Raw genomic sequence first — 26312 nt, 5'->3', positions numbered from 1 at the left:
TTGTTTTAATTTCTGTACATTAAATATCGTTCATACCACATATCTACGAAGTCTGGTGCGAACGGACCTTTTCTTTGATGAATCCACTGTGTTAAATGTGCTACATTTCGTTTTAAAATTGTATCGATAACAGGTGGATACTGCATAATTTGACTATGTTTTTCATACTCATCTTCATCTAGAAGCGTATATGTCATATCTGGATACACTTTAATATCTAAATCATAATCAATATACTTTAATGCTTCAGAATCATACGCAAAAGGGGAGCTTAAATTACAATAATAATATACGCCCTCTTCCCTAAGCATCCCAATCACATTAAACCAATAGTTGGCATGAAAATAACAAATTGCTGGTTCACGCGTAATCCATGTTCGGCCATCCGATTCTGTAACTACTGTACGATCATTCGCTCCGATCACAAGACTCTGTGTCCCTTTTAAAATTGTTGTTTCTTCCCACATTCTATGAATGGAGCCATTATGTTTATAACTATGTATTTGTACTTTTTCTCCTTCTTTGGGAAATCCCATATATGCTCCCTTCTTTCAACTGCAAATGCCCTTTGAACGGCATTCACTTTTCTTCTATTATAACTTTTTTGTCAAAATTTTAAAACTAAAGGGATAAGACTCTATTTTCCACACTGAATATGCAGGAGGTTTATCGTTGAATACAATAATACCCAATCTTCTCAGAACACAAGGATTGTACTGTATTATTTATAAACGAGGACATGTAATAGAAAAAGCCCCTCTCTATTTGAAGGACTTTTCACCTGAAGGCAATAATATATCTTATCCTAAATTTGAAATCATTTTTTCAGTTGCAAAAGATTGGATTACACTATTCGTTTGTTCTTCAAATTTCTCATGTAACATCTTCAACGCTACTTCTGTTCTATATATTTCCTGACGGATAAAATGCAGTTCTTTTTTATCGCACGTTTCTTTTTCATTCATTTCAATTTGTTGATACTTCTCTAGATGTGCTTGTAACTTTAACAACTCATCCATCGTTTCTAATTGCTCCCCTACCAACTTATCAAAATCGTTCATTACTTACCCCCTTTTGGACTTATTCATCAGTTATTATTCCTAATTACATATTTCTAATCTTTAACTTCCTTCTCCTTTGACAACATTTGTTGACTTATTAGAAGTTATGTCGTTCACTTTCTTTTCATTACAATGACCCGCACACAAAGAAAACACTTCTCTCGAATTGGAGAAGTGTTTTTCTTTCATTACTCGTTTGAACTAGAAGATTGTGATTGTTTTGCAGCTGACTTAGCATTTTGTTTTTTCACAGCATGCACGTCTGTTTCAGTTGCAAATTCTGTACCATAACTAGCGTTTGCACTTTGTGCACCAGAAGCTTGTGCTTTCTTTGCTTCTGATTGTGCGTTTGCTTGTTTTACTGCTTGTACATTTGTTTCAGTTGCAAACTCTGTACCATAACTAGCATTTGTACTTTGAATACTAGCACCAGAAGTTGCCTTGTTATAACCTTGTTGTTTTTTACTCATCTTTCTCACCTCCACAATCAATAATGTAACCAATTCAACTAGAAGCTATCCGTAATTTTCTTTTAAAAAAATTCCGCATATATCTCTTGTTACTCATTCAAACTATAGAAAATGGAGGTGGAAATATGTATATAGGACGCGATATGACTGAACTAACGATGCTTTCAAAAAACGAATGGAAAGAAGATGAATTAGCTTATTTTCATCATTCATTACAACAGATTTTGCCCTATTTAAATGCGGAAGGGCAAAGTATTTATAAAGAAATTGTAATAGAGATCGAATCAAGGGGCGGCTTACAAGAAGGTGATGCCAGTTGGACTCATGGGACAAAAATTTCTTACGATTAAAAAAGTGTTCCCAATTTAGGGAACACTTTTTTGTTTATTGCATTGTAATTTTCTCAACACAACTCTCATAAATCGTACGATGCGATTTAGAGAAAGGTAACTGCTCAAATGCTTCTTTCGATACAAGTTTCAATGTATCTGTTTCAACAATATCACCGGTTACTTTTCCGTAAAATACAAATATATCCCAAGTACGATGTGTAAATGTATGTTGTACATTCATTGCGTACTCATCAATAGAAATCGAAAGCTCAAACTTTTCCTTCATATAATCTATAAGCTGTTCTTTCTGACTTCGAATCCCTTCGCCAAGTTCAATATTCGGAAACTCCCACATATTAGCTAATAATCCGCTACTTGGACGTTTATTAATAACGTAACGACCATCTTCAGTTTGAAGTACTCCTGCAACAAGCGGTACCATTGTAGGAGCTTTCGCTTTACTTTTTACTGGTAGTTCTTTTTGAACACCTTCAGCATATCCTCTGCAATGCTCACGTACAGGACAAAGTAAGCAAGATGGATTTTTTGGAATGCAAATCAATGCACCTAACTCCATCAAACCTTGATTAAAATAAGATGGATTTTCTTTCGAAATAATTTCACGCACAATTTCTTCAAAAACTTTTCGAGTCTTTGGTTTTGCAATATCATCCCATACTGATAAAATGCGAGATAATACACGCATAACATTTCCATCAACTGCCGGCTCTGGTATACCATATGCGATACTTAAAATAGCACCTTTTGTATATGGTCCGACTCCTTTTAACTTTTCAATTTTCTTTACATCACTTGGTACAACCCCGCCGTATACTTCTTTTACCTCTTTTACTGCCGCATGTAAATTACGTGCTCTAGAATAATACCCTAAACCTTCCCATGCTTTTAATACTTCTTCATCATCTGCGTTCGCTAACGCTTCAAGTGTAGGAAACTTCCCCATAAAATTTGCGTAATATGGTTTTACAGCTTCTACTCTTGTTTGCTGTAACATAATTTCAGAAACCCAAACGCGGTACGGATCTTTATTCTTTCTCCACGGTAAGTCGCGCTGTTCTTCTTCAAACCAACCAATTAAATCATTTTGAAACTGCTCTATATTAAATTTTTTTAGTATTTCAAGTGTCAAACTTGATCCCCCTCATTTTTTTGCATATAAGTACTATTATAAAGATTTTAGGAAAAAATTTAAGTAAGATGACATAGGAAATTGAAGGCAAAGGACTTGAGGTATCGAATAAAAAGAGTTACATTAATAAAAAACGGAGGTGGATTTCTATGGACACAGCCACTCACCTTGTTATGGGTATCACTTTAGGTAGCTTAGCAACATTAGACCCAGCCATAGCACAAAGTGATATTGGCCCACAAGCTGTTATGCTTGCTACAATTGCTGGTTCCAACATTCCTGACATTGACACAGTTTTAAAATTGCGTAATAACGCTAAATATATAAGAAATCATCGCGGAGTTACTCATTCCATTCCCGCGGTAATTCTTTGGTCATTCCTTATAAGTGGCATCTCTTTCGCCTTCTTTTCAGACGCTCCATATCTTCATCTACTACTTTGGTCATTTATTGCAGTCTTCCTTCACGTCTTTGTAGATATTTTCAACGCCTATGGTACACAAGCATTACGGCCTTTCACAAAAAAATGGGTCGCACTCGGCGTGATTAATACATTCGATACCGTAATTTTCTTTATCCATATACTTGCAATTGCTTGCATGCTCGTCGGTTCTCATAAAGGATTCACAGCCTTAGCAGCATATATATTAATGATTGTTTACTATATCGGACGAATTATGATGCACAGAAATATAAGAAGCGTTGTACACAAACGTTTCAAAAATGTCGAAAAGATTATCATTTCTCCTTCTTACCGATTTTATCATTATCATTTAGCAGTCGTTACAGCTGATTATTACTACGTTGCGAGGTGGCACCGTGGTAACATCATGATATATGACAAGTTCGATCGGGTACCGTTCCCAGACAATGATATTATGCGAGCAGCTAAACAAGATGAAAACATCTCGGCCTTCCTATCTTTCTCTCCTGTATATCGCTGGGATATTTTTGATCATGATCATTATTACGAAGTACGATTCATTGATTTACGGTATCGAAGTAAAGATTATTATCCATTTGTCGCGATTGTTCAGCTAGACCATAATTTAAATATTATTAGTTCCTATACGGGATGGATTTTTAGTGAAGAAAAACTTCGAAAAAAACTGGAATTACTTCCACATTAAAAAAAGCGACTCAAGTCGCTTTTTTTAATGTTTCAAATGATCTTCTTGATTAATTAAATGACTATACTTCGGATTGTTTGTACGCATTTCATGAAGGCGTACACCATGATTATTAATCCATGATCGTACCACTTGCTCAGTCATTTCCTCACCTTGATAACGCCCTGATTTTGCATAAGTTGTTTGAAAATCTTCCCAAAGTAATTCAACCCATGCACGAGCTTGTCCGTAAGAAAGCTTGTCATTCTTGTCTAATAATTCTTTCGTTAATGCTTCATAAATATCATTCATGTTCTAATCTCCTTTTACCTATTTATCCCTTCATTTCTAAAGGATAGTTTCTTCTGTTTTGCACATTCTATAAGTGATACTTCTTAAAGAGGTATCAACTGATGAGGAGGAGGGCGTTCGCAATGGGTAAACAAGCCGAATTTTGGTCTGAGTCAAAAAACAACAGCAAAATCGACGGTCAGCCGAAAGCGAAATCACGCTTCGCTTCGAAGCGACCTAACGGCACAATTAACACGCACCCACAAGAACGTATGCGTGCTGCAAATCAGCAGGAAGAGTAGTACAAATTAAATTAACTTCCTACACGAGGTGATAAAGATGAGCTACCGTGATCGCTTAGATAGTCGTTCTGAATTATTTAACCATACGTGGACTCGTCCAAAACATGCGAAAGCGCAAGTTAACGGACAGACGCAACAAACCCAGTCTCTCATTATATTGGCAAATGAATGTAAAAAACGCCAATTTTAGAATCTCCTATCTCCTTTAACGCCTACCAAAGATGAAAACCAGAGAGATATGTGCTCTCTGGTTTTTATTTTTCTTGCAATAAGGAAATTGGTATGCCAATCTCTTCATTATCATTTTGCTTATATCCCCAAGCAAATACCCCATTGAAATACGTAATTTTAAATAATACACCAGGTTCTTCTACTAATTCATATATTTCACCAATACGGAACTTGTTTATATCCGTCATATAAGCACGAGCCATTGCCATTTTTCTCATTAATACATCAAATTCATTGACAATCCCAAGCTGCTCAGCTTTTACTGCTTGCTCCTTCAAAGCGCCAATTTCTTCCCTTAGCTCATGCGGTGTCATTTCACTGTAGCGTTTTGGCATATTCATCTTATTCTCCTCATTCCTCTTCGCGTTTCATTTGCAAAAATATCTCAATTTCATCAATAGAGAATCCTTTTCTATATAACGCTTGCTTCATCTTGTTTTCAAATGTCCATCCAACATGCTTCTTATATTTCTCATAATATTTATTCCCATGATAGTGTAACGCTTCTTGTTGCTTTTCGTCATCTCTTTCGTCTTTCAATTCTTCCAAACAAATTTGAATTACTTCTCTAGAATATCCTTTTCGAACAAGCATCTCATCTAACTTTAGCTTCATTTGTAAAAAAGAATGCTTTTGATAAGATTTTTTCTTCTTTTCTATGAGAAACAAGGCATTCTCAATTTGCTTTTCCTTCGGATATTCTTGTAAACTGTGCATAATAAGTAAATCTTGAACACCTTTATTTAACAACTCTCTTTTAATAACAGTTGGACCTTTTCGATTCACATTACTTTGCGTTCGCGTATATAAAACAGCGTACTCTTTATCATTAATATATCGGTCATGTAATAATTTCGAAACGACTTCAGAGATGATGGCTTGTCCCACTTCTTTTTTTCGTAAAAAATCTTCTATTTCTTGTTTTGTTCTCATTTGATAGGATAAATAGGAGATTGCTTGTAAATATGCTTTTTGTACCTCTTCATTGTACAAAATATTTCCTAACTCTATTTCATCAATTTCTAAGCCTTTTTGTAATCCATGTTTCATTAAGATTACTTGATCCACACTAAACCCGTACTCTTCACCTTGGCCTTTATCAATATAAATATTAAATCGTTCTTTCGATCGTTTTTGTACTTCTATTTTTGTAATGACAGCCATACTCTCACCTCTCTATTATTTTAACATAGTCGAGGAACATTTTTTCTTTTCAAGAATATATATAATGAGGAGGAAATACTTGTGAAAATCGCAATTTCTGGTGGTACAGGCTTTATCGGTAAATATCTTTCTACTTTTTTTGTTCAAAAAGGATATACTGTTTACATCCTCACACGAAAAAAAACTACTGAAACTTCCGACCCTAAACTTCAGTATGTTCAATGGACACCAGATTTACAAACCTTCCCCCTCTCTTCTATTGATGTAGTTATTAATCTAGCCGGAGAGTCTATTAATAGTAGATGGACAAAGAAACAAAAGAAAGCCATTTTAAACAGTAGAATTCAAACAACAAAAGGACTCATTAAACAATTGCAGGCACTCCATAAAAAACCACATACATTTATTAATGCAAGTGCTATTGGATACTACGGAACATCTGAAGTAGAGTCTTTTACTGAGCAACAAGAAACTCCTGGAAATGACTTTTTAGCAGAAACAGTATTTTTATGGGAACAAGAAGCAGCTAAAGCATGTTCTCTCGGAATAAGAACAATTTACACAAGATTTGGCGTTGTATTAGGTGCAGATGGCGGAGCCTTGCCAAAAATGTTACTTCCCTATCAATTCTATATCGGCGGCACCATTGGTTCTGGGAAACAATGGTTATCATGGATTCATATAGACGATGTCGTTCGTATGATGGATTTCATCATACACAAAAAAGAAATTGATGGTCCTCTTAATATGACAGCACCAACACCTATAAGAATGAAGGAATTTGGAAAGACCATCGCTGCTGCAACGAGAAAACCACATTGGCTGCCTGTCCCTTCATTTATGCTTCACGCCTTATTAGGTGAGATGAGCATACTTGTACTAGAAGGGCAACATGTATTACCTAGTAAAGCAATTAAACATGGATACCAATACACATTTCCGGCAATAGACCATGCATTACAAAATATACTTTCGCATACAATGTAGTACTTCTAAAACACAATTTTACATGGGCCCTTTTAAAACTTTCATTTTCTAGGATCCGAAGCATTACCATACAAATAACCTTTCAGTTACTTTCCCTTAACTTCCATTAGCATTATAAAGTAACAGAAATGAGGTACCTATGAAAATATTGCTCAAACAAGCCATTGTATACCCTATTACATCTCCAAAGTTTCAAGGCGATGTACTCGTTACAGGAGAGCGAATTACCGAGGTCAAACCTTTTATTCAACCTACTCAAGATATGACCGTTATAGATGCACGAGCACTCCATCTCTTACCTGGCTTTATTGATGTCCATACTCACCTTGGTCTCTATGATGAAGGTACTGGTTGGGCTGGAAATGATGCCAATGAAACATCTGAAGTTTCAACACCACATATTCGTTCTTTAGATGGAATCCACCCTCTCGATATCGCCTTTCAAGACGCTGTACAAAATGGAATTACAACCGTTCACGTTATGCCTGGCAGTCAAAATATTATCGGGGGTACTACTTGTGTAATAAAAACAGCTGGAACTTGTATTGATCATATGATTATTCAAGAACCTGCTGGTTTAAAGATTGCCTTTGGAGAAAACCCTAAAAAAGTCCATAGTAATGGAACAAAAGAATCCATAACACGTATGGGGATTATGGGGTTACTTCGGGAATCATTCTATGAAGCACAACACTACGGGCACGAAGCTGATTTTCGAATGCTTCCTATTTTAAAAGCATTACGTCGTGAAATACCCGTACGTATCCACGCCCATCGAGCAGATGATATTAGTTCTGCGCTACGCTTTGCAACGGAATTCAACCTCGATCTACGTATTGAACATTGTACAGAAGGACACTTTCTTGTTGAAGAGCTTTCGAAACACAATTTGAAGGTTTCAGTTGGTCCCACTCTGACACGCCGTTCTAAAATCGAACTAAAAAACAAGACATGGGATACTTACCATATATTATCCAAAAATGGTGTGGAAGTTTCTATAACAACAGACCATCCTTATACACCCATTCAGTATTTAAATATTTGTGCTGCTGTCGCAGTAAGAGAAGGGTTAGACGAGAAAACAGCACTAGAAGGAATCACCATATTCCCAGCGCGAAATTTGCGATTAGAGGATAGAATTGGAAGCATCGAGGTTGGAAAAGACGCCGATCTCGTGTTATGGACTCATCATCCTTTCCATTATTTAGCCAAGCCTGTACTAACTATGATTGATGGAAAAATAATTTACAAAAAAAATAAAAAAAACTAGTTTATTTTTTTGACTAGATAAAGTATTATACGATTATAAACTGAATGAAACCATAATCAATTTGTGTCGTGATTATCATTTTCAAATTGATGAATGGGGAAGGCAAATGGTGCGCCACCAGCGTTAGAAACTGGTTCTAGTGGGTTCGATTCCCACCCCGAAATTTTTTAAAGATTGATATAAAAATTTCGAGGGTGGGGTGTTTTTTCGTCATGCTACCCTCGTGTGAGGAGGAGTTAGTATGTTGAAAAAACGCGACTTACACGACAGCCACGTTCTATACGAGTTAATGGTGGATCCAGCTGTCTTCCCTTTTGTGCGTCAAAAGGCTTATTCTTATGAAGAATATTTATTCTTAACGAAACAAACGATTGAAGCTGAAGAGCGTGGTGAATTAATTTCACGCACAATTTTAGATGAATGGGGTAACCCTATCGGAACAATTACTTTATTTGATGTGCAAGAAAAAGCTGGATTTCTCGGGACATGGCTTGGCAAACCATATCATGGAAAAGGCTATAATAAATTGGCAAAAGATTCATTTTTTAGTGAACTTTTCTACGAATTAGATATTGAAACAATTTTCATGCGTATTCGTAAAATAAATATTCGTTCTATTAAAGCTGCAGAAAAACTGCAATATGTGAATCTAGCAAACGAAACAAGAAAAGCCGTATATGATGAAATTAACGCAAACGAAGAAGTATATAACTTATATGAAATTCCAAAAGATCAATACACACTTGCTACAATGCGAGATACAACCTTCCAAGATGCTCATCAATTAAAAGAAGCATAATCTAAATTTTCTGAAATGATAATCAATCATTAACATTTTCCATATGCGTATATCCCCTCATGTCTTTGGAAACGATAAATAGTAACTTTAAGACACGAGGTGATTTGTAATGGATAAAAAGAAACGTGATAAAGCAAAAAACACATTATCTAGTACACAAGAAGTTCTCTATCAACGCGAATTTCAAAAAGCAGATCGTGCAGCAGGATATCGCTCGAAAAGCATTTAAAGTGAAAATGAATAATTAGAAGTTTCCCCCCTAATTATTCATTTTCATTACATAATTTTCTCGACTGATAGAAGTAAGCAAAAAGACCCCTTATGCTTATGCATAAGGGGTCTTTTTGCTGTGGACAACTTTATCCACAAAACTGATGCAATTGTTAGTAATTTTCAAAAATACTTAATATTTTTCTATATTAAAGCATATATCAGCTGTTTTAATTGTGGATATTTTTCTAAAAATTGTGGACAATGTGGATATAGTTGTTAATATTCCGACTTTACTGTTTAATGAAAGCGCATTTTTTTGTGGATAACTGGCTAAATTTTCTTTGAAAATAATAAAGAACCCTCTTTACATATACAAAGAGGGTTTCATATTAAGTAAAAGATTGTGCAAGAGCAGGTGATTTAATAGGTATATGACGCGGTTCTGCATGATTTTCTGCCAAAATTGCATCTACAATATGACCAGCTGGCTCTGGAAGATAGATGCTTTTCATTGCTTCTTTCATTTGAAGAAGCTTCACATCATCTTGTAATAATGCCTCTGTTTTTGCGAAAACCTCACTATCATCGCGAATGACAACTGCTGCTCCTTTTTTTTCAAAGTACATCGCATTTTCATTTTCTTGTCCTGGAACAGGCTTATATAAAATGACAGGTACTTGCAACGCTGCTGCTTCACTTAATGTTATTCCGCCTGGCTTCGTAATCATACAAGAAGTAACTCGGAATAATTCATCAATATTTTCAACATACCCAAACACTTTTAATGCATCGGAATTTTGCTTCTGTAAACTTAATAAATCATGTTTTAAAGCTTCATTTTTTCCACAAACGACAACTACTTGTAAATTAGGCACTGACATAAATGATTGGCATAGTTCTTTTACATTTCCTAATACCCCATGAGCACCTGCTACAATTAGTAAAATCTTTTTATTCTTACATAACTGATATTTATTATATATGATGTCTGAATTTACCTTTAACTCAAAACTACTCCGAATTGGAATTCCTGTTTCAACAATTTGTTCCGCAGGTACACCGATATCAACCATCAATTCTTTCACGTGATCCGTTGCAACAAAATAACGATCTACTTCTCGATGAATCCATATTTTGTGCACGCAAAAATCCGTTAATACGTTATAGACAGGAATTGAAATCCCCGTTTGTTTTTTCAATTCTGGTACAGCAATAATTGGAAATGTATTAATTACAATATCAGGTTTCTCCACCTGTAACAGTGTTTTCAAACGTTTTCTTCCAAAGTTCGCATACCAAGATGCTATTTTCTTATCATAAATTTTTTCTACCCCGTAATAAAACAAACGATATAATTCTTTTCCTATTGTATAACTTTTTAAATATAGATATTTTGTAATGTCAGTTATAAATGGATGTGATTCTCCAAACAAGTCGCATACAATAACATCTTCAATTCCTTTTTGGCGAAATGTTTGTTCTAATGTTTTTGCTACTTGCACATGACCATTACCGTAATGTGCAGTTAATATTAAAACCTTGGGGTTTTTTATCAAACAAATCCACTCCTAGCTTTTTGTTTCTCCATATTGCATATACGACAATAGGAAAAACATTTTCCTTAAAAATTACATAAACAGATTCTAATAATTCCCTTTTCAGCTATGTACCTGTCGTGGATATGCAAAGCATATAAGATTGACCCCTTAATCCTATCTGTGCTCATATCTTTACATTATACTTTCCTATAAGAGCTTTCGCAATAACTTACAAATCTTCTCTATTCCATGATACTCACTCTTTTACTTCTTAATTCTTTTTACTATTTTGATTTCCCTTTACAATTATGTAAATTTATCCACTTAGTCCGTACAAAATTATGGATATTCTACTTTCAGTATACTCTTTTATCAATATATACTCTAGATTTTATTGTAAAGAAAGCAAAAAGCCTAATCCAATATTTGGATTAGACCGCTTGTAAAATATGTTTAGCATGTTCTACATTTTTCTCAGTAGGTGGTTCTACATTTGCGAGTGGGTACTTGTGTCCAAGCGCCTCCCATTTATATACACCAAGCTTATGATATGGTAACACTTCAACTTTTTGAACATTAGACAGACTTTGAATAAAGCTAGATAGTTTTTGTAGATCCTCTTCATTATCCGTAACACCAGGAACTAATACGTGTCGTACCCAAATCGCTTTATTCTTATCCGATAAATAACGAGCAAATTGTAAAATATGTTCATTTGGTTTCCCTGTTAATTTACGATGCTTTTTGGAATCGATATGTTTCAAATCCAATAAAACTAAATCTGTATAATCCATTAAAATATCTAGCTTATTTTGGAATTCTGGTTCCTCAGAATAACACCCACCAGAAGAGTCGATTGTTGTATGGATACCAGCCTCTTTACACTTTTTAAACAACTCAATTAAAAAGTCTAGCTGTAATAATGGCTCTCCACCGCTAACTGTTATACCGCCTCCGGAGGCTTCAATAAATGGAAGGTAACATGTCACATCCTGCATCACTTCTTCAACTGTTATTTCTTTACCTTTACCGATTTCCCACGTATCAGCATTATGACAATATTGACAACGTAATAAACACCCTTGTGTAAATATGACATAACGAATCCCTGGGCCATCAACAGTACCACAAGACTCTACAGAATGTATTCTTCCTTTTACCATGTTACTTCCTCCTTTATTGAAACAGCCTCCCTTCGCTATGTATTAAAAGCGAAGGGACACTTTTTTCATTTACATGCTTTCATGCATTGTACGGTTAATTACATCAATTTGTTGTTCACGAGTTAATTTAATAAAGTTTACAGCGTAACCAGATACGCGAATTGTTAATTGTGGATATTTCTCAGGATGTTCCATTGCATCCATTAATGTTTCACGATTAAATACGTTAATATTTAAGTGATGGCCTTCTTTTACTGCATAGCCATCAAGCATAGATACTAAGTTACGTACTTGTACATCATCTTCTTTACCAAGTGCTTTTGGAATAATAGAGAATGTATTAGAAATACCATCTTGTGCATCTTCATATGGTAATTTAGCTACAGATAATAATGAAGCTAATGCACCTTTTGTATCACGTCCATGCATTGGATTTGCACCTGGTGCAAATGGTTCTCCAGTACGGCGTCCATCTGGAGTGTTACCAGTTTTCTTACCGTATACAACGTTAGATGTAATAGTTAAAATTGACATTGTATGAACGGAATTACGATATGTTTTATGTTTACGCAGTTTATTCATAAATGTTTTCACGAGATTTACAGCGATCTCATCTACACGATCATCATTGTTACCGTATTTAGGGAAGTCCCCTTCAATTTCGAAGTCGACTGCAATACCATTTTCATCACGGATTGGTTTTACTTGTGCGTATTTAATTGCACTTAATGAGTCTGCTACTACAGATAGACCCGCGATACCTGTTGCCATTGTACGAAGAACATTTGTATCATGAAGTGCCATTTCAATACGTTCATAACTATATTTATCATGCATGTAATGGATAACATTTAATGTGTTTAAATATAGACCCGCTAACCATTCCATTGTCATATCAAACTTATGCATAACTTCTTCGTAATTTAGTACTTCAGAAGTAATTGGTGCGTACTCAGGACCAACTTGTGCTTTTGATTTTTCATCTTTACCACCGTTAATCGCATATAATAATGCTTTCGCTAAGTTTGCACGAGCTCCGAAGAACTGCATTTGCTTACCAATTCTCATTGCAGATACACAACAAGCAATTCCGTAATCATCGCCGTAATCAGCACGCATAATGTCATCATTTTCATATTGAATTGCTGATGTTTTGATGGACATTTTCGCACAGTAGTTTTTAAAGTTCTCTGGTAATTGTTTAGACCAAAGAACTGTTAAATTCGGTTCTGGAGCTGGTCCTAAATTATCTAATGTATGCAAGAAACGGAATGAGTTCTTTGTTACTAATGGACGACCATCTAATGCCATACCACCGATAGATTCAGTTACCCAAGTTGGGTCACCAGAGAATAATTCATTATAATCAGGTGTTCTTGCGAATTTCACAAGACGTAATTTCATAATGAAGTGATCTACAATTTCTTGTACTTCTTCTTCTGTTAAAGTACCATTTGCTAAATCTCTTTCAATGTAAATATCTAAGAATGTAGAAGTACGTCCAAGACTCATTGCAGCTCCGTTTTGCTCTTTAATCGCTGCAAGATATGCGAAGTATAACCACTGGAATGCTTCTTGTGCATTTGTTGCTGGTTTAGAAATATCGAAACCATGAGAAGCAGCCATTTGTTTTAGTTCTTGAAGTGCACGCATTTGCTCAGATAACTCTTCGCGTAAACGCATTGTATCTTCGCTCATTACACCACCAGTTAAATTCAAATCAGCTTTTTTCGCTTCAATTAAATGATCAATACCATATAATGCTACGCGTCGATAGTCACCGATAATGCGTCCACGACCGTATGCATCTGGAAGACCAGTAATAACACCTGATTTACGTGCATTTCTCATTTCTGGTGTATAAGCATCAAATACACCTTGGTTATGAGTCTTTCTCCAATCTCTAAAAATACGACTAAGTTCTTTGTCCATTTCGTATCCATAAGATTCACAAGCTTGTTCTGCCATACGAATACCACCATATGGTTGTAAAGAACGTTTAAATGGTTTATCAGTTTGGAAACCGACTACTTTTTCAATATCTTTATTTAAGTATCCTGGGTCATGTGATGTAATAGAAGAAACAATTTTTGTATCCATATCAAGAACGCCACCGTTTTCACGTTCTTTTGTTGTTAAATCCATTACTTGATCCCAAAGTTGTTTCGTTGCTTCAGTTGCTTCTGCTAAGAAAGATTCGTCTCCTTCGAAAACGTTTACATTATTTAAAATGAAATCGCGAACATCAATCTCTGCTTTCCATTTTTCACCTTTAAAGTTTTCCCATGCGTTTTTAACATTTTCTAATACTTGAGTCATCCTAATCTCCTCCATTTTTGATTAGTACAGGACTAAGATTTTTTATATAACAGCTTACACACTTAGAATACTACTTTTTTACGAAAGTGAACGAAATAGTTGTGACATGTTTGTGAAATGTTGAGCAAACTACTATATATATAGTGTTAACTTCATTTAAAAGTCTTTAAAATTAACCCTTTCCTTAATTGTATTTTTTTGGTATCCTTATATACGAGTCCTATTTTGTAATATAAGAACAATACCCATTGTAGAGCTGTAATACTCTTATCTCCTAATCTGTTATAGTTTTTATAACAGAACAAAAAAGTGTACACATGTTGTACACTTTTTTTGTTACTTCTATAAAACATCTCTTTTTCTATTGCCATCATAGAATCCGCCACGATTGTCTGTTGATGCAATTATTTGCTCTAGTCCTTCTATATGATCACCTATAATTCGAAGTACAGCTGGAGGATGACCTATTTTTGCAAAATGTTCACTGGGACGAATACGGTTCATCTTATCAACCTCAACACGACATACACATGCAATTTCAAATCCAGAAAGAAGAGCCTTCACCTGTGCTACACAAGGTGACAATAAAGATTTATATCCAATTGCTTTCAAACACTTGTGGCTAAATGCATTAGGTACCGCAATAAGTGAGCCTACCCCTAAATCCTTTCTATCACACGCTAAATTTAGTGCATACTTAAATGCAGTTACAAGATGAAGTGGTACTCTTAAATCTAAATAATGATTTAAATCATTTAATGCGACGTCCTTTCCATCTGCAATAGCTTTTGCAAAAGGATATAGTTCACTAGCTGGAATAACAAAATCACCATCTATAAATAACACAATTTCTCCTTTTGCAAAATAAGTTCCAAGTGAACGCCCTACATCGTTTCCAAGGGCTTCTTTATATACAATGGTTGTTGCGCCTTTGTCTTTTGCAATCGTTGCTGTTTTATCTGACGAACCATTTACGACAACGATGATTTCAAAAGGTTCAATTTTACGAAGCTCTTCTATAACCTTTCCAATTGTTTTCTCTTCATTTTGTACAGGAATAACAACCGATAGTTGCTTTTCTCTATACAAATTGGATGTAACGCCCCATCCTTGATAAAAATCTTCGAAATTTAAAGTATGATAGACGCTATCCCTTTTCCTATTTCCATCATAATATCCCCCGCGTATATCACTGCTTACTATTCGTTCTGCAACTGCTTCTATATGATCACCTATCATTCGTCTTTCAGATTGAGAAAGGTTCGTTCCATATGCAGCATGTTCAATCGGTCGAAATTTATTCGGCGTAATAACATCAATAGCACAATGACGGTTAATTCTCCATTTACTTTGTGCTATACGTAAATGAGCTACAATAGGATTAACTAAACATTCATATCCAATACTTTGGACGACTTCTTTCGTCAACGCATGAGGTACAGATAATAAAGAATCTATCTTTAATTCTTCACGCTCTAACATTGCATTTAATATTTGACGCCACACTGTAACGGAATGGGGTTTTTGTTTCTTTAAAAACAATGCGTCCAAATTATTTAAAACGATGTCAGTCTGATCATGTAAAATTGGATTAAGAAACAATTGTAATTTGGAAGTTGGAATAGCAAAGTCCCCATCTATAAATAGTAATACATCACCTATCGCATGTTTTGCACCAACTGCACGCCCAACATCGTTTCCTAATAGTTCTGTATACCTGATTACTTTACAACCTAGCTGATCAGCAACCTCTTCTGTACCATCATTACAACCATTTGCTATGACAATAATCTCTACTGGATTTAACGGTTTGACCGATTGAATAACGTCTGAAATCGTATCTACTTCATTACTTGCAGGAATAATAACTGATAGCGACTTAGCCATTGTTTTCTTCACGAAACCATTTAATAGTTTCTTTCAATCCTTGTTCCCACGTTACTGTCGCTTGAAATTGAACAAGTTCTCTTAACTTCTTTACGTTCGGCCTTCTATTCGGAATTTCTTCAAAGCCATGTGGATATACTTCCTCAAAAGGAACTTGTACAATTTTCGAAGAAGATTTCGTTAGTTTTTTAATTGTTTCTGCTACTTCTTTTATACTCTGTTCGTTCTCAGAACCTATATTAATAATCTCACCATTTACCTTCTCATCCATTGCCCGAATTGTTGCTTCTACCGCATCACTCACATACGTAAAGCAACGTGTCTGCTTTCCATCTCCATATACAAGAATGTCTTCTCCTTGCAAAGCTGCACGGATAAATCGCGGGATTACCCCTGCATATGGACCATCTTTCGCTCTTGGACCATAAATATTAAAATAACGAACAATCGTTACAGGTAAGCCTTCTAATGCGTATCCTAAACATAATGTTTCTTCTAACGTTTTACAAACTGCATAACTCCAACGAATTTTAGAAGTTGCCCCATACAATCGATCTCCTTCTTCAGAGAAAGGCGGTTTGCCTTTACCATACACTTCTGAAGTAGATGCAAAAACTACTTTCTTCTTTCCTTTTAATGCTGCTTGTAAAATATTTCTCGTTCCGTCAAAATTCGTTTCAATGAGCTCTATACTTTTTTCCATTGTCGTTTTAACACCTAAAATTGCTGCTAAATGAAACACTACATCATGTTGATTTACTAATTCATAAATAGAATTTTTATCTAAAACACTTATTGGAATAACTCGAATCTCTCTCATTAGCTCATTATGATACTTATTTTTCCCTTTATAGAAGTTATCCACAATTGTGACTTTATAACCCCTTCTCACCAACTCTTCAGCTAAATGAGATCCAATAAATCCGGCCCCACCTGTAATTAAACATTTCTTACTCATACACTCACCTTCTTTATAATTCCCCTTGTATCTATTACTCGGTTCATTCCTTTAAAAAGCTTCCAATCGATATTAGAGTGGTCAGTTAAAATTAAAATACAACCTGCCTCTTTAACTGTTTGTTCATCCAAAGCAACAGATTGATACACCTTATCTCCAATTTCCGCGGAAGAAATATATGAATCATGGTATTTTATCTCGTATCCTTCTTTTATTAGTAATTGAATAATTGGCAAAGCCGGTGATTCTCTCAAATCATTTACATCTTTCTTATATGCGATTCCTACAATTAAAACTAGTCCGGGTGATTGCACCATACCCTTTACTTTCCGGACTATTTTCTCTGGCATTTCTTCATTAATTACATGTGCCGCCTCAATTAATTGACTAATTGCCCCATTCTTTTTTATTCTCCATTGAAAATATAAGGGGTCTACGGGAATACAGTGCCCCCCTATCCCTGGTCCTGGCCAATACGGAGTAAATCCAAAAGGTTTTGTAGATGCCGCTTCAATGGCCTCATAAAAATCAATCCCTAAACTTTCACATAATGTGTTTAACTCATTTACTAAAGAGATGTTAACTAAGCGCTGAATATTTTCAAATAGCTTACACATCTCTGCTACTTTCGGCGAACTAACAGGTACAACTACGTCAAAAATGGTACTATATAAATCCTGTACTTTTTGTTTACACTTTTCTGTTTGTCCACTAATAACTTTTGGAATAGATTGAACTGAATATTGACTATTTGCTGGATCAATTCTCTCAGGGGAATATCCGATATAGAAATCTTCTCCTACCTTTTGGCCAGCTTGAGAAATAATAGGAATAATAACTTCCTCAAGTGTGCCTGGATATGTGGAACTTTCAAAAATGAAGGTTTGTCCTTTTTGGAGATTTTGTTGTATATAATGCGAAGCTGAAATGAGGGCACTTAAATCTGGTTCTCTTCGTTCATTAATTGGAGTTGGAACAGTAACAATAACATAATCACTACTTTGGAAATCAGTAATACCTTTATCTGGTGTATTTACTATTAATTTATTTTTAGTCAATAAACTTTGCAACACTTTAGAAGAAACATCTGGAATATAACTTTCTCCTTTTATAATCGATTCTATTTTTCTAGTATCTTTATCTAATCCAAGTACGGTATGTCCTCTTTCTGCAAAATGGACTGCCAAAGGAAGACCAACATACCCTAATCCAATAATAGCTACTTTACTACTAGCATTCATCTGTATTCTTTTCTTCCTTTCTCAATTGTTGAATAGTGTCTCTATCGCGATCTCCATCTGTAAAACTCCCACGTTCGTCTGTATATTGTAATAGATAAGCAATCGCCTCAAGTTGATCACCGAAAATACGGTCAAATGCCGGAATACGTCCATTTACAAATCCATGTTGCTCCGGGCGTACCCGATTGGTTTTTATAACATCTACAAATTCTACTGCTGTAATAGAAAAAACCTCCAAAATAGCTTTCATTTGAGCTAATGGCGGAATAACAAGCGAGTCATATCCTATTTTCTCTATTACCCTTTTATGCATAGCATGTGGTACTGCCGTTAATGAGTTATTCCATAAATCCGGTCTTTTCGCTACTAAATTCACAAAATATTTCCCCATACTAATTGGATCTGCAGGATGAAACATATCTAATAAGCATTGTAAATCATTTAAAACCACGTCACTTCCATCTTCAACAGCTTGCAAAAATGGAGTGAGCTTTTTTGCTGGAATAACAAAATCACCATCAACGAATAAACAAATATCTGCCGTAGCATGCATGGCACCTATCGCTCGTGCTACATTATGTCCAAGCGCCTCCCCGAATTCAACAACAATAACATTCTCTAGCTTTGCCTGTTTAACAGTCTCAAAATCTGCTCCATTCGCGACAACAATAATTTCATCTACCCCTGCTTTTTTTACTTCTTGTATAACAAATCTTATCGTCATTTTTTCTTCTGACACTGGTATAATCGCACTATATTTCGCTTTTTCCTTCTTTAATACAACTGGTTTATAGTTCCCTATAAACTCCCTATCCCTGTTTCCCTCCGAAAAACCGCCGCGTTTACCATATGTTTCGATTACATATTGCAAAGCACGTAAATGATCACCCATAATACGGCTAGTCGCTTTCGGATAAGGAGAACCAGGTGATGTTCCTGTATGCACAGGACGAACCTTATTTGTGTGAATTACATCGACCGAAGCCGTATCAACAATATCTACTCCTCTAGACATCGCTATCGCTTGAAATAGTGCTGGATCTGCTAAATTCCACCACCCAAGTTTCTCGATAACTTCCCTGCTCATCGCATGTGGAATTGCAATTAAAGATCCAACAACAAGCTCCTTTTTATTCAAATAACGATTCAACATGAACTTTCCAACTGTCGTATAATGTGGTCTCATCTTTAAATAAACCGACCATGTTAAATTATTCACAACAATTTGATGCCCTTGTCGAATTCCTTTCACGAAACGTTGTAACTCTTTACTATCAATAACAATATCACCATCTAAAAACAAAACAATTTCACCTTTTGCTTCTCTAGCTCCAATAGCCCGTCCAACATCATTGCCAAGAGAATGTTTATAATAAATCACGTGACAATGATGTTGTAACGCTATGTCTTTCGTTCCATCTGTCGAGCCATTATCTACTACAATAATTTCGTAAGGCTTGAGCTTCTCCACTTCTACTAAAACTTGTGATAAAGTACTCGCTTCATTGTGCGCTGGAATAACAACTGATACTCTCATACTTGTATCACGCTTACCCTTCCAAGCGAACATAAGCAATAATAGGAGTACGCACAATTACATCTTCCGGTGGTCCATAAGAAGGAGAAGTACGAACACTTACCGCCCCATCTGTCACAGATAAAAGAATGCCTGTAACAATTTCTACAGCTGTCACAACTTGCACTAATTCACCAACATGGTTACGTAATTCATCAGTAAATAACATATATAGCTCTCCTTTCTTACACTTCTTTAATTGATATAATACTTGTAAATGGTAATAAAACTTCAGTTCCTATACCTTCTTGCAATGTTAAGAAATCATCACCGACTGCTACAATAACGCCTGTTAATTGTCCAACTGTCACCGTAATTTCAACATTTTTACCTAAATACTGCTTTGCAATTTCTTTAAAAGGTGATGTATTGCATTCTTTTAAAATGTTGCAAATAATAGATTGAAATTGGCTTGATTTTATAAATTCTTCCGTAGCTTGCTTAGAGTTTCTTTGAATAAACCTTGCAAAGTTTTGCGAAAATAAAAGTCGTTCCACAGCAGGCAATAATTTATCATCTAAAAAATAGCTTAATTGTCTATTAAACAATCTTGATAATTTATGCCAATATTTTCTGAACAGACACATACACTTCTCCTCCTATTATTTTTAGATTATAAAATTTTACATCCATACATCTTAATGTATACAAAATAGATATTTTTGTGATAGGTAAGGCATACATTTTCTAAAAGAAATATTTGTTTCAGGGCAAAAAAAAACTATCCAAAAGGATAGTTTCTTACACTTCAATATTTCGCAACATCGTATAAATGTCATTATTCACTTTACCAAATGATTTAATGTTGTTTTGAATGTTAGATAATAAAACAACATACACACTACCATTTTTACTAAATCCATTTAAACAATTCCAACCTGGCATTACACCGTGATTCGAATAGCTTCCTGGGTCTACGTACCAGCCAAATCCGTAATCTTTTTTCACGGCTGTAAACATTTGATCATAACTCGCTTTTGAAATTAACTTTCCAGAGTATAACGCTTCGTTAAATAAATATAAATCATGTGCACTCGTATATATATCACCACAACCATATAGTTGTGACATGCTCGGAATATGAGGTGTTGTCATATTATTATTTACTATTTTATAACCCGTTGATGGGAATCTTGTTTGTTCTAACGCTGTGCCAAAACCAGAATGTTTCATACCGGCAGTAGCAAAAATATGTTGTTTAATATATTCTTCAAGCGACTGTCCACTTACCTTCTCGGCAATGTATGCAAGTATAGAGTAGTTCGAATCGGAATACTTCCACTTCTCTCCTGGACCACCAATACGCTTTTGATTTCCTATCCGCTTTATCAGTTCTTCATGGGAAATATCTTCTTTTCCTTGCTCATATTCTGGAATCCCTGATGTATGTGTTAATAGATGTTTTAGCTGAATACTATTACCTTGTGGAAAATCTGGAATATACTTCGCAACAGTATCTTCAACTTGTAATTTATTTTGATCTTTCAATTGCATAATAGCAGTTGCTACAAACGCCTTTGAAATAGAACCAATATAAAAAGTCGTCTCTGAATTATTCGGTACTTGCTGCTCTTTATTTGCCATACCGTACCCTTTATTCAGAAGAACTTTTCCGTTCTTCACAATAACAGCTGTCCCGCTAAATCCTGCGTTTTGTAAATACTGGTCCAATTGAGCGTTTTCATTAATTTCTTGAGGTGGTCCTTCAACAGGCTGTTCCGCAGCTTGCGCTTGCTTCACTTGTTCTTCCTGCTCTTTTTGTTTTTGCTTTTGTACTTCTTGTTTCTTTTTTTCTTCTTTCTTTTTTAGCTCTTCTTGTTTCTTCATTTCTGCTGCCGCTTTTAAAGTTTCTTCTTTCTTATTATGCGCAACAATTTTTGTATACATGAAATATACAAGTGATAATAGTAAGACGAAAATGATTGTCCTTTTTATGTATACAATCGGCCGATTTGCTTTCCCATTCGCATTATTTTTTTCCTGATCCATAATTGCTTTTTTCCCCTTACTCACCAATAATTTAATTCCTCTACTAAAGATTTATTTTAGTAGATTATGGATAATCCATTCTATATCATCCCTACTTTATCACGCACTACACATATTACCAACCCATATGTACAAAAAAGAAAAAGAAAATTTACAAAAGTAAGATTCCCGTTAAATTGTTAACAAAAAAAGAGGATATCCTGTAAAAAATTGATGTTATCAATCTTTTTGGACATCCTCTTATCTCATTATTTATACGTGTTTTTTCATATCATCGGCAACAGATTCAACATTTGTACCTACGATAACTTGTACACTTGTATTACTTAATTTCATAACACCTTTTGCACCAGCACGTTTTAATGCTGCTTCATTTACTTGACCAGCATCTTTTACTTGTAAGCGTAGACGTGTTGCACAGTTATCAATAACTGTTAAGTTTTCTTTTCCACCTAAAGCTGCTACGTAAGTTTCACCAATTGAACCTGCAACTGGAGCTTCTTCACCTTCAGCTACTTCCTCTTCGTCTTCACGACCAGGAGTTTTTAAATCGAACTTCTTAATTAAGAAGTAGAATACAACGAAATAAATTACTGCGTAAATTAAACCGACTCCCGCAAGTAATACTGGTTTTGTTGCAATACCAAAGTTTAAGAAGTAATCGATTGCACCGGCACTAAATGTGAAACCATCGTGAATGCCAAGTGTTGTTGTAATGAATAGAGACAGACCTGTTAATACAGCATGAATACCATATAATACTGGTGATAAGAACATGAATGAGAATTCAATTGGTTCTGTAATACCAGTTAAGAATGAAGTTAATGCTAGACCACCTAACATACCTGTAACCATTTTACGTTTTTCTGGTTTTGCAGCCGCAATCATTGCGAAACATGCTGCTGGTAAACCGAACATCATAACTGGGAAGAAACCAGTCATAAACATACCCGCTGTTTTATCTCCGGCAAGGAAGCGAGCAATATCACCGTTTACAACATTACCTGCTGCATTTGTAAAGTCACCAAGTACGAACCAGAAGTATGTGTTCATTACATGATGTAAACCGATTGGAATTAATAGACGGTTTAATAAACCAAATAGACCTGAACCAACTGCCCCTAAATTAACAATTCCATGAGCTAATGCATCGATAGCATTTTGAATTGCTGGCCAAATTTGTGCGAATAGAATTCCTAATATTAACATCACAACCGATGTAACAATTGGGACGAAACGTTTTCCAGCAAAGAACCCTAACCATTCTGGAAGTTTAATCTTATGGAATTTATTATAAAGAAGTCCCGCTATAACACCAACAATAATACCACCTAAAACTTTCATATCCACTTTAGTCGATAATTCGGCTGCCTTAGATACTTGTGTCATTGTATCTGCAAGCTTAGATGGATCAACATTAGCGCTATTCCCTATTAAATCTTGGACTTTGCCTAATTTATCTTGTAATTCTACAGTAGAATATCCCTTACTAAGTGCATCAATACTGTTTTTCATAACTAGATAACCAATTGCACCTGCAAGACCTGCTGCACCACTACCATCAACTGAAAGACCGATTGCAATACCAATTGCAAAAATGAGTGCTAAATTATCAAAAACTGCTGCACCGGCCTGTGCCATAACAGGAATATCAAATACATCTGGTTGCCCTAAACGAAGCAATAATCCTGCTGCTGGTAGTACGGCGATTGGAAGCATTAACGCTTTACCAATACGTTGTAAAAACTGCAACATTTTAATTCCCCCTATCAAATTTATGAAATCGTTATCATTATAAGTACGCCTTAGAAAACGCTTTCTATTTACATAACCATAATAACATATAGTTGTATAGATGTGTAGTTTTTATTTTCGAATTTTTTATGGATAAATCTCCTATTTCCAAACTGTTATATAAAAGGGAAATTCTCCTTTTTTAATACAAAGGACTTGAAAGAACGACCTACTATAGAACATATAACTTTCGTTTTATCATTCCACTTTTTCATGTTATTATTTATTTCCGAGCATATCGGGAAAAGTAAACTTAGTTAATTCGAAATAGGAGCGTTGGTACTATGCAGTGCATTGAAACAAACAACTTACAACAGTTGTTAGAACAAGTAAAACCATATACGAAAAAAGGAAAACTTGCTACTTATATCCCCGAACTAGGAAATGCAAATCCAGACGATTTAGGGATTGCCATTTTCCATAAAGAAACAGAATATATCCATGCAGGCAACTCACAAACACTATTTACTCTTCAAAGTATTTCCAAAGTAATTACACTTGCCCTTGCCCTTTTAGACCGTGGTGAAGAATATGTATTTTCTAAAGTTGGAATGGAACCAACGGGTGACCCATTTAATTCTATTATTAAGTTAGAAACGACAAGTCCATCCAAACCCCTTAATCCAATGATAAATGCAGGAGCATTAGCTATTACAAGCATGTTAGCAGGAAAAGATAACGAGGAAAAAATGGAACGTATTCTTCATTTTGTACGTGAAATAACAGATAACCCTACTATTAATTATTCCTCTAAAGTTGCCGATTCAGAATTAGAGACAGCTTATCTAAATCGTTCGCTTTGCTATTATATGAAACAAAACGGTATTATCGATTGTGATATTGAAGAACTTATGGATTTATATACTCGTCAATGCGCAGTTGAAGTAAACTGCATTGATTTAGCACGTATCGGCTTAATTTTTGCAATGGATGGATATGATCCATATAAAAAGAAACAAATCATCCCTAAACATATTACAAAAATTTGCAAAACATTTATGGTCACATGTGGTATGTATAACGAATCTGGTGAATTTGCAATACGCGTTGGTATCCCTGCAAAAAGTGGTGTAGCGGGTGGTATTTTCGGCTGCGTAAAAGGCGATATGGGAATCGGCATTTTCGGACCAGCTTTAGATGCAAACGGAAATAGTATTGCTGGTTTTAAAATTCTTGAACTTCTTTCTGCTCAAGAAGGCTGGAGTATTTTTTAATCGCGAGTTATCCTGCTATACTAGCAGGATTTTTTATTTCACCAAAACCTCACTTTTGTCAGTTATCAATCCTCTTACAAAAACAGTGCTGAAAGTTTCTCTATATCATGCATATTTGTTCCCCCCTCCTGAATAATATAGTACAACCTAGCGCTATATGTGGAGGTGTGAAAGATGAAACTAATATTTCAAATGGGAAAACAACCTGTTCTTGAAAAAACAATCCTTCTTTTTATATTGAGTATTGTAGAAAGCTTGAAGTTAAAAGTTGTTTCACTCGACGAAGCTCACCGATACATATTCAATTTAGAAGTACTTGAATTATTAATGGATCGGAATATCGATGATCAAGTACTTGAACTTATTCATTTCGGGATGGGACTTGAAGACATTCATCATGTGCTTCCTGAAGAACTTGAGCATACTATCGAGGAATTAAAATGGCTTTGCATCCAAGTGTTAAGTGAATACAGTATGCATGAAGAATCAGAGCAATTAATTGAAGACATACGCTAAAAAGCACCTATGTAGTATGTAGGTGCTTTTTATTTATTAAGAAGTAAATATCCGATGTCGATATATGCAATTTATTCAAGTATTTCCGAGGAAATGCTCGAACATTGCTTTTCTATTTTCACAACAACTGATCAATCCCAATAAGTATTAATAACACTCCTGCAATAACCGTCGCCCATTTCCCTAAGTATGCTGCTAAATATCGTTTCCCTACATATGCAAAACCACTTATGCAAATAAAACTAAACACCCCAGAAATAGTCGCTGTAAGCCAAAGATTTAAATTTGTTACCCCAGCATCAAACCCACCTGCAATATTATTAATAGATAATGCAACTCCTAAAACAAGTGCTTCAGAAAAACTAATTGTTTTAGAGCCATCAAAATCTGCTTTTTCTGGATCACGTAAAATTCCCATAAGTACATTATCACCTTTAGAACCTACAGTATTTTTTTGACTCAAGAAAGGCTGACATAAAATAAACACCCCGATTATCCCTAAAACGATTGCTCCAATCAGGTTTGCTGTAAACTCTGAAATAAATAACGCAATCCAGTTCCCAAAAAATCCAGCTAGTAAAGTAAATAAAAACCCGAAGAATGCGATGATAAAATTGTTAAACCACGAAATACGAATTTTACGAATGCCATACGCAATTCCAACACCTGCATTATCTAAATTAGAAGCGATCCCGATTAAAAGAATTGAAAATAAGCCTGCCGTACTCATAAATAGTC

Annotated in this window: 30 protein-coding genes and 1 pseudogene; 10 read left to right on the top strand and 21 right to left on the bottom strand. The window is 35.2% G+C overall.

The window, feature by feature from the left end; all coding sequences use genetic code 11:
• Positions 1–5: 5 nt before the first annotated feature.
• The 3 genes from BM089_RS23710 to BM089_RS23700 all read right to left on the bottom strand — a co-directional run bounded on the left by BM089_RS23710 (position 6) and on the right by BM089_RS23700 (position 1531).
• Entirely contained in the window at positions 6–536 is a 531-nt protein-coding gene (locus tag BM089_RS23710; protein ID WP_000506627.1) for a nucleoside tri-diphosphate phosphatase, read from the bottom strand.
• Between the two features lie 264 nt (positions 537–800).
• Positions 801–1061 carry a YgaB family protein gene (locus tag BM089_RS23705; protein WP_000997578.1) on the bottom strand — a complete coding sequence of 87 codons (261 nt, stop codon included), beginning with the start codon at positions 1059–1061 and terminating at the stop codon, positions 801–803.
• Positions 1062–1249: 188 nt separating this feature from the next.
• A complete protein-coding gene (locus BM089_RS23700; protein WP_000039034.1) occupies positions 1250–1531 on the bottom strand; it encodes a gamma-type small acid-soluble spore protein in 282 nt (93 codons plus the stop codon).
• A 125-nt stretch (positions 1532–1656) separates the two neighbouring features.
• Between BM089_RS23700 and BM089_RS23695 the strand changes: the two genes are divergently transcribed.
• Positions 1657–1881 carry a hypothetical protein gene (locus tag BM089_RS23695; protein ID WP_000275439.1) on the top strand — a complete coding sequence of 75 codons (225 nt, stop codon included), beginning with the start codon at positions 1657–1659 and terminating at the stop codon, positions 1879–1881.
• A 34-nt stretch (positions 1882–1915) separates the two neighbouring features.
• Here BM089_RS23695 and mutY read toward each other — a convergent pair whose 3' ends face one another.
• A complete protein-coding gene (mutY, locus tag BM089_RS23690; RefSeq protein WP_090978262.1) occupies positions 1916–3013 on the bottom strand; it encodes an A/G-specific adenine glycosylase in 1098 nt (365 codons plus the stop codon).
• Between the two features lie 149 nt (positions 3014–3162).
• Here mutY and BM089_RS23685 point away from each other — a divergent pair, with 149 nt between their 5' ends.
• Positions 3163–4143, top strand: coding sequence for a metal-dependent hydrolase (locus tag BM089_RS23685; RefSeq protein WP_090978260.1), 981 nt, complete (start codon positions 3163–3165; stop codon positions 4141–4143).
• Between the two features lie 24 nt (positions 4144–4167).
• Here BM089_RS23685 and BM089_RS23680 read toward each other — a convergent pair whose 3' ends face one another.
• Complete coding sequence (locus BM089_RS23680; protein ID WP_000998159.1) at positions 4168–4434, bottom strand: YfhJ family protein; 267 nt, start codon at positions 4432–4434, stop codon at positions 4168–4170.
• Positions 4435–4556: 122 nt separating this feature from the next.
• Between BM089_RS23680 and BM089_RS23675 the strand changes: the two genes are divergently transcribed.
• Positions 4557–4715, top strand: a complete 159-nt coding sequence (locus BM089_RS23675) for a small, acid-soluble spore protein K (RefSeq protein ID WP_000517891.1) — start codon at positions 4557–4559, stop codon at positions 4713–4715.
• Between the two features lie 37 nt (positions 4716–4752).
• Positions 4753–4905: a YpzG family protein gene (locus BM089_RS23670; RefSeq protein WP_000122093.1), complete on the top strand. Its 153-nt coding sequence runs from the start codon at positions 4753–4755 to the stop codon at positions 4903–4905.
• A 64-nt stretch (positions 4906–4969) separates the two neighbouring features.
• On the opposite strand, the gene BM089_RS23665 is transcribed toward BM089_RS23670, so the two are convergent.
• Together BM089_RS23665 and recX are read right to left on the bottom strand one after the other, a co-directional pair.
• Entirely contained in the window at positions 4970–5287 is a 318-nt protein-coding gene (locus BM089_RS23665; RefSeq protein ID WP_001057023.1) for a YfhH family protein, read from the bottom strand.
• 10 nt (positions 5288–5297) lie between these two features.
• The gene (gene recX, locus BM089_RS23660) at positions 5298–6110 is read right to left on the bottom strand and encodes a recombination regulator RecX (protein WP_090978258.1); all 813 of its coding nucleotides are present in this window, start codon (positions 6108–6110) and stop codon (positions 5298–5300) included.
• An 81-nt stretch (positions 6111–6191) separates the two neighbouring features.
• Here recX and BM089_RS23655 point away from each other — a divergent pair, with 81 nt between their 5' ends.
• From BM089_RS23655 to BM089_RS23640, 4 genes are all read left to right on the top strand, one after another.
• Positions 6192–7097 (top strand): TIGR01777 family oxidoreductase, encoded by a 906-nt coding sequence (locus BM089_RS23655; RefSeq protein WP_000684406.1) that lies wholly within the window; start codon positions 6192–6194, stop codon positions 7095–7097.
• 139 nt (positions 7098–7236) lie between these two features.
• The gene (locus BM089_RS23650; protein ID WP_000698297.1) at positions 7237–8367 is read left to right on the top strand and encodes an amidohydrolase; all 1131 of its coding nucleotides are present in this window, start codon (positions 7237–7239) and stop codon (positions 8365–8367) included.
• Positions 8368–8608: 241 nt separating this feature from the next.
• Entirely contained in the window at positions 8609–9166 is a 558-nt protein-coding gene (locus BM089_RS23645; RefSeq protein WP_000914737.1) for a GNAT family N-acetyltransferase, read from the top strand.
• Between the two features lie 109 nt (positions 9167–9275).
• Entirely contained in the window at positions 9276–9395 is a 120-nt protein-coding gene (locus BM089_RS23640) for a YfhE family protein (RefSeq protein ID WP_000358482.1), read from the top strand.
• Between the two features lie 373 nt (positions 9396–9768).
• Here BM089_RS23640 and BM089_RS23635 read toward each other — a convergent pair whose 3' ends face one another.
• The 13 genes and pseudogenes from BM089_RS23635 to BM089_RS31935 all read right to left on the bottom strand — a co-directional run bounded on the left by BM089_RS23635 (position 9769) and on the right by BM089_RS31935 (position 24059).
• The gene (locus BM089_RS23635; RefSeq protein ID WP_000594694.1) at positions 9769–10935 is read right to left on the bottom strand and encodes a diglucosyl diacylglycerol synthase; all 1167 of its coding nucleotides are present in this window, start codon (positions 10933–10935) and stop codon (positions 9769–9771) included.
• Between the two features lie 413 nt (positions 10936–11348).
• The gene (gene pflA / locus BM089_RS23630; protein ID WP_000238463.1) at positions 11349–12080 is read right to left on the bottom strand and encodes a pyruvate formate-lyase-activating protein; all 732 of its coding nucleotides are present in this window, start codon (positions 12078–12080) and stop codon (positions 11349–11351) included.
• Between the two features lie 69 nt (positions 12081–12149).
• Positions 12150–14399 (bottom strand): formate C-acetyltransferase, encoded by a 2250-nt coding sequence (pflB, locus tag BM089_RS23625; RefSeq protein ID WP_000195468.1) that lies wholly within the window; start codon positions 14397–14399, stop codon positions 12150–12152.
• A gap of 152 nt (positions 14400–14551) precedes the next feature.
• Positions 14552–14773 carry a hypothetical protein gene (locus BM089_RS23620; RefSeq protein ID WP_002094217.1) on the bottom strand — a complete coding sequence of 74 codons (222 nt, stop codon included), beginning with the start codon at positions 14771–14773 and terminating at the stop codon, positions 14552–14554.
• Positions 14742–16286: a glycosyltransferase family 2 protein gene (locus tag BM089_RS23615; RefSeq protein WP_139213322.1), complete on the bottom strand. Its 1545-nt coding sequence runs from the start codon at positions 16284–16286 to the stop codon at positions 14742–14744. The genes BM089_RS23620 and BM089_RS23615 overlap by 32 nt, the downstream gene beginning before the upstream one ends.
• Positions 16279–17244: an NAD-dependent epimerase/dehydratase family protein gene (locus BM089_RS23610; RefSeq protein WP_000037053.1), complete on the bottom strand. Its 966-nt coding sequence runs from the start codon at positions 17242–17244 to the stop codon at positions 16279–16281. The genes BM089_RS23615 and BM089_RS23610 overlap by 8 nt, the downstream gene beginning before the upstream one ends.
• On the bottom strand, positions 17241–18485 hold the full coding sequence (locus BM089_RS23605; protein ID WP_000994262.1) for a nucleotide sugar dehydrogenase: 1245 nt from the start codon (positions 18483–18485) through the stop codon (positions 17241–17243). The genes BM089_RS23610 and BM089_RS23605 overlap by 4 nt, the downstream gene beginning before the upstream one ends.
• On the bottom strand, positions 18475–20022 hold the full coding sequence (locus tag BM089_RS23600; RefSeq protein ID WP_025118422.1) for a glycosyltransferase family 2 protein: 1548 nt from the start codon (positions 20020–20022) through the stop codon (positions 18475–18477). Before BM089_RS23600 ends, BM089_RS23605 begins: the two co-directional genes overlap by 11 nt.
• 13 nt (positions 20023–20035) lie before the next feature.
• Positions 20036–20230: an LSm family protein gene (locus tag BM089_RS23595; protein ID WP_000899476.1), complete on the bottom strand. Its 195-nt coding sequence runs from the start codon at positions 20228–20230 to the stop codon at positions 20036–20038.
• Positions 20231–20246: 16 nt separating this feature from the next.
• On the bottom strand, positions 20247–20648 hold the full coding sequence (locus BM089_RS23590) for an LSm family protein (RefSeq protein ID WP_000335542.1): 402 nt from the start codon (positions 20646–20648) through the stop codon (positions 20247–20249).
• Between the two features lie 154 nt (positions 20649–20802).
• Positions 20803–22050: a serine hydrolase domain-containing protein gene (locus tag BM089_RS23585; RefSeq protein ID WP_090978254.1), complete on the bottom strand. Its 1248-nt coding sequence runs from the start codon at positions 22048–22050 to the stop codon at positions 20803–20805.
• A 252-nt stretch (positions 22051–22302) separates the two neighbouring features.
• Positions 22303–23805, bottom strand: coding sequence for an N-acetylglucosamine-specific PTS transporter subunit IIBC (gene nagE, locus BM089_RS23580; protein WP_000938908.1), 1503 nt, complete (start codon positions 23803–23805; stop codon positions 22303–22305).
• Between the two features lie 141 nt (positions 23806–23946).
• Positions 23947–24059 (bottom strand): annotated as a pseudogene (locus BM089_RS31935) (transcriptional regulator).
• Between the two features lie 69 nt (positions 24060–24128).
• On the opposite strand from BM089_RS31935, the gene glsA reads away from it, so the two are divergent.
• Entirely contained in the window at positions 24129–25058 is a 930-nt protein-coding gene (gene glsA, locus BM089_RS23575; protein WP_001149850.1) for a glutaminase A, read from the top strand.
• 174 nt (positions 25059–25232) lie between these two features.
• On the top strand, positions 25233–25574 hold the full coding sequence (locus tag BM089_RS23565; RefSeq protein ID WP_000766603.1) for a DUF3969 family protein: 342 nt from the start codon (positions 25233–25235) through the stop codon (positions 25572–25574).
• Between the two features lie 118 nt (positions 25575–25692).
• Here the strand turns inward: BM089_RS23565 and ytaF are convergent, their stop codons facing one another.
• A complete protein-coding gene (gene ytaF / locus BM089_RS23560) occupies positions 25693–26304 on the bottom strand; it encodes a sporulation membrane protein YtaF (protein WP_000100747.1) in 612 nt (203 codons plus the stop codon).
• Between the last annotated feature and the right edge of the window lie 8 nt (positions 26305–26312).

Origin of the sequence: Bacillus sp. 5mfcol3.1 (assembly GCF_900114335.1) — a bacterium.
Classification (GTDB): domain Bacteria; phylum Bacillota; class Bacilli; order Bacillales; family Bacillaceae_G; genus Bacillus_A; species Bacillus_A thuringiensis_S.
The sequence above is the reverse complement of the archived record's forward strand: the minus strand, read 5'-3'. Positions and strand labels throughout refer to the sequence as shown.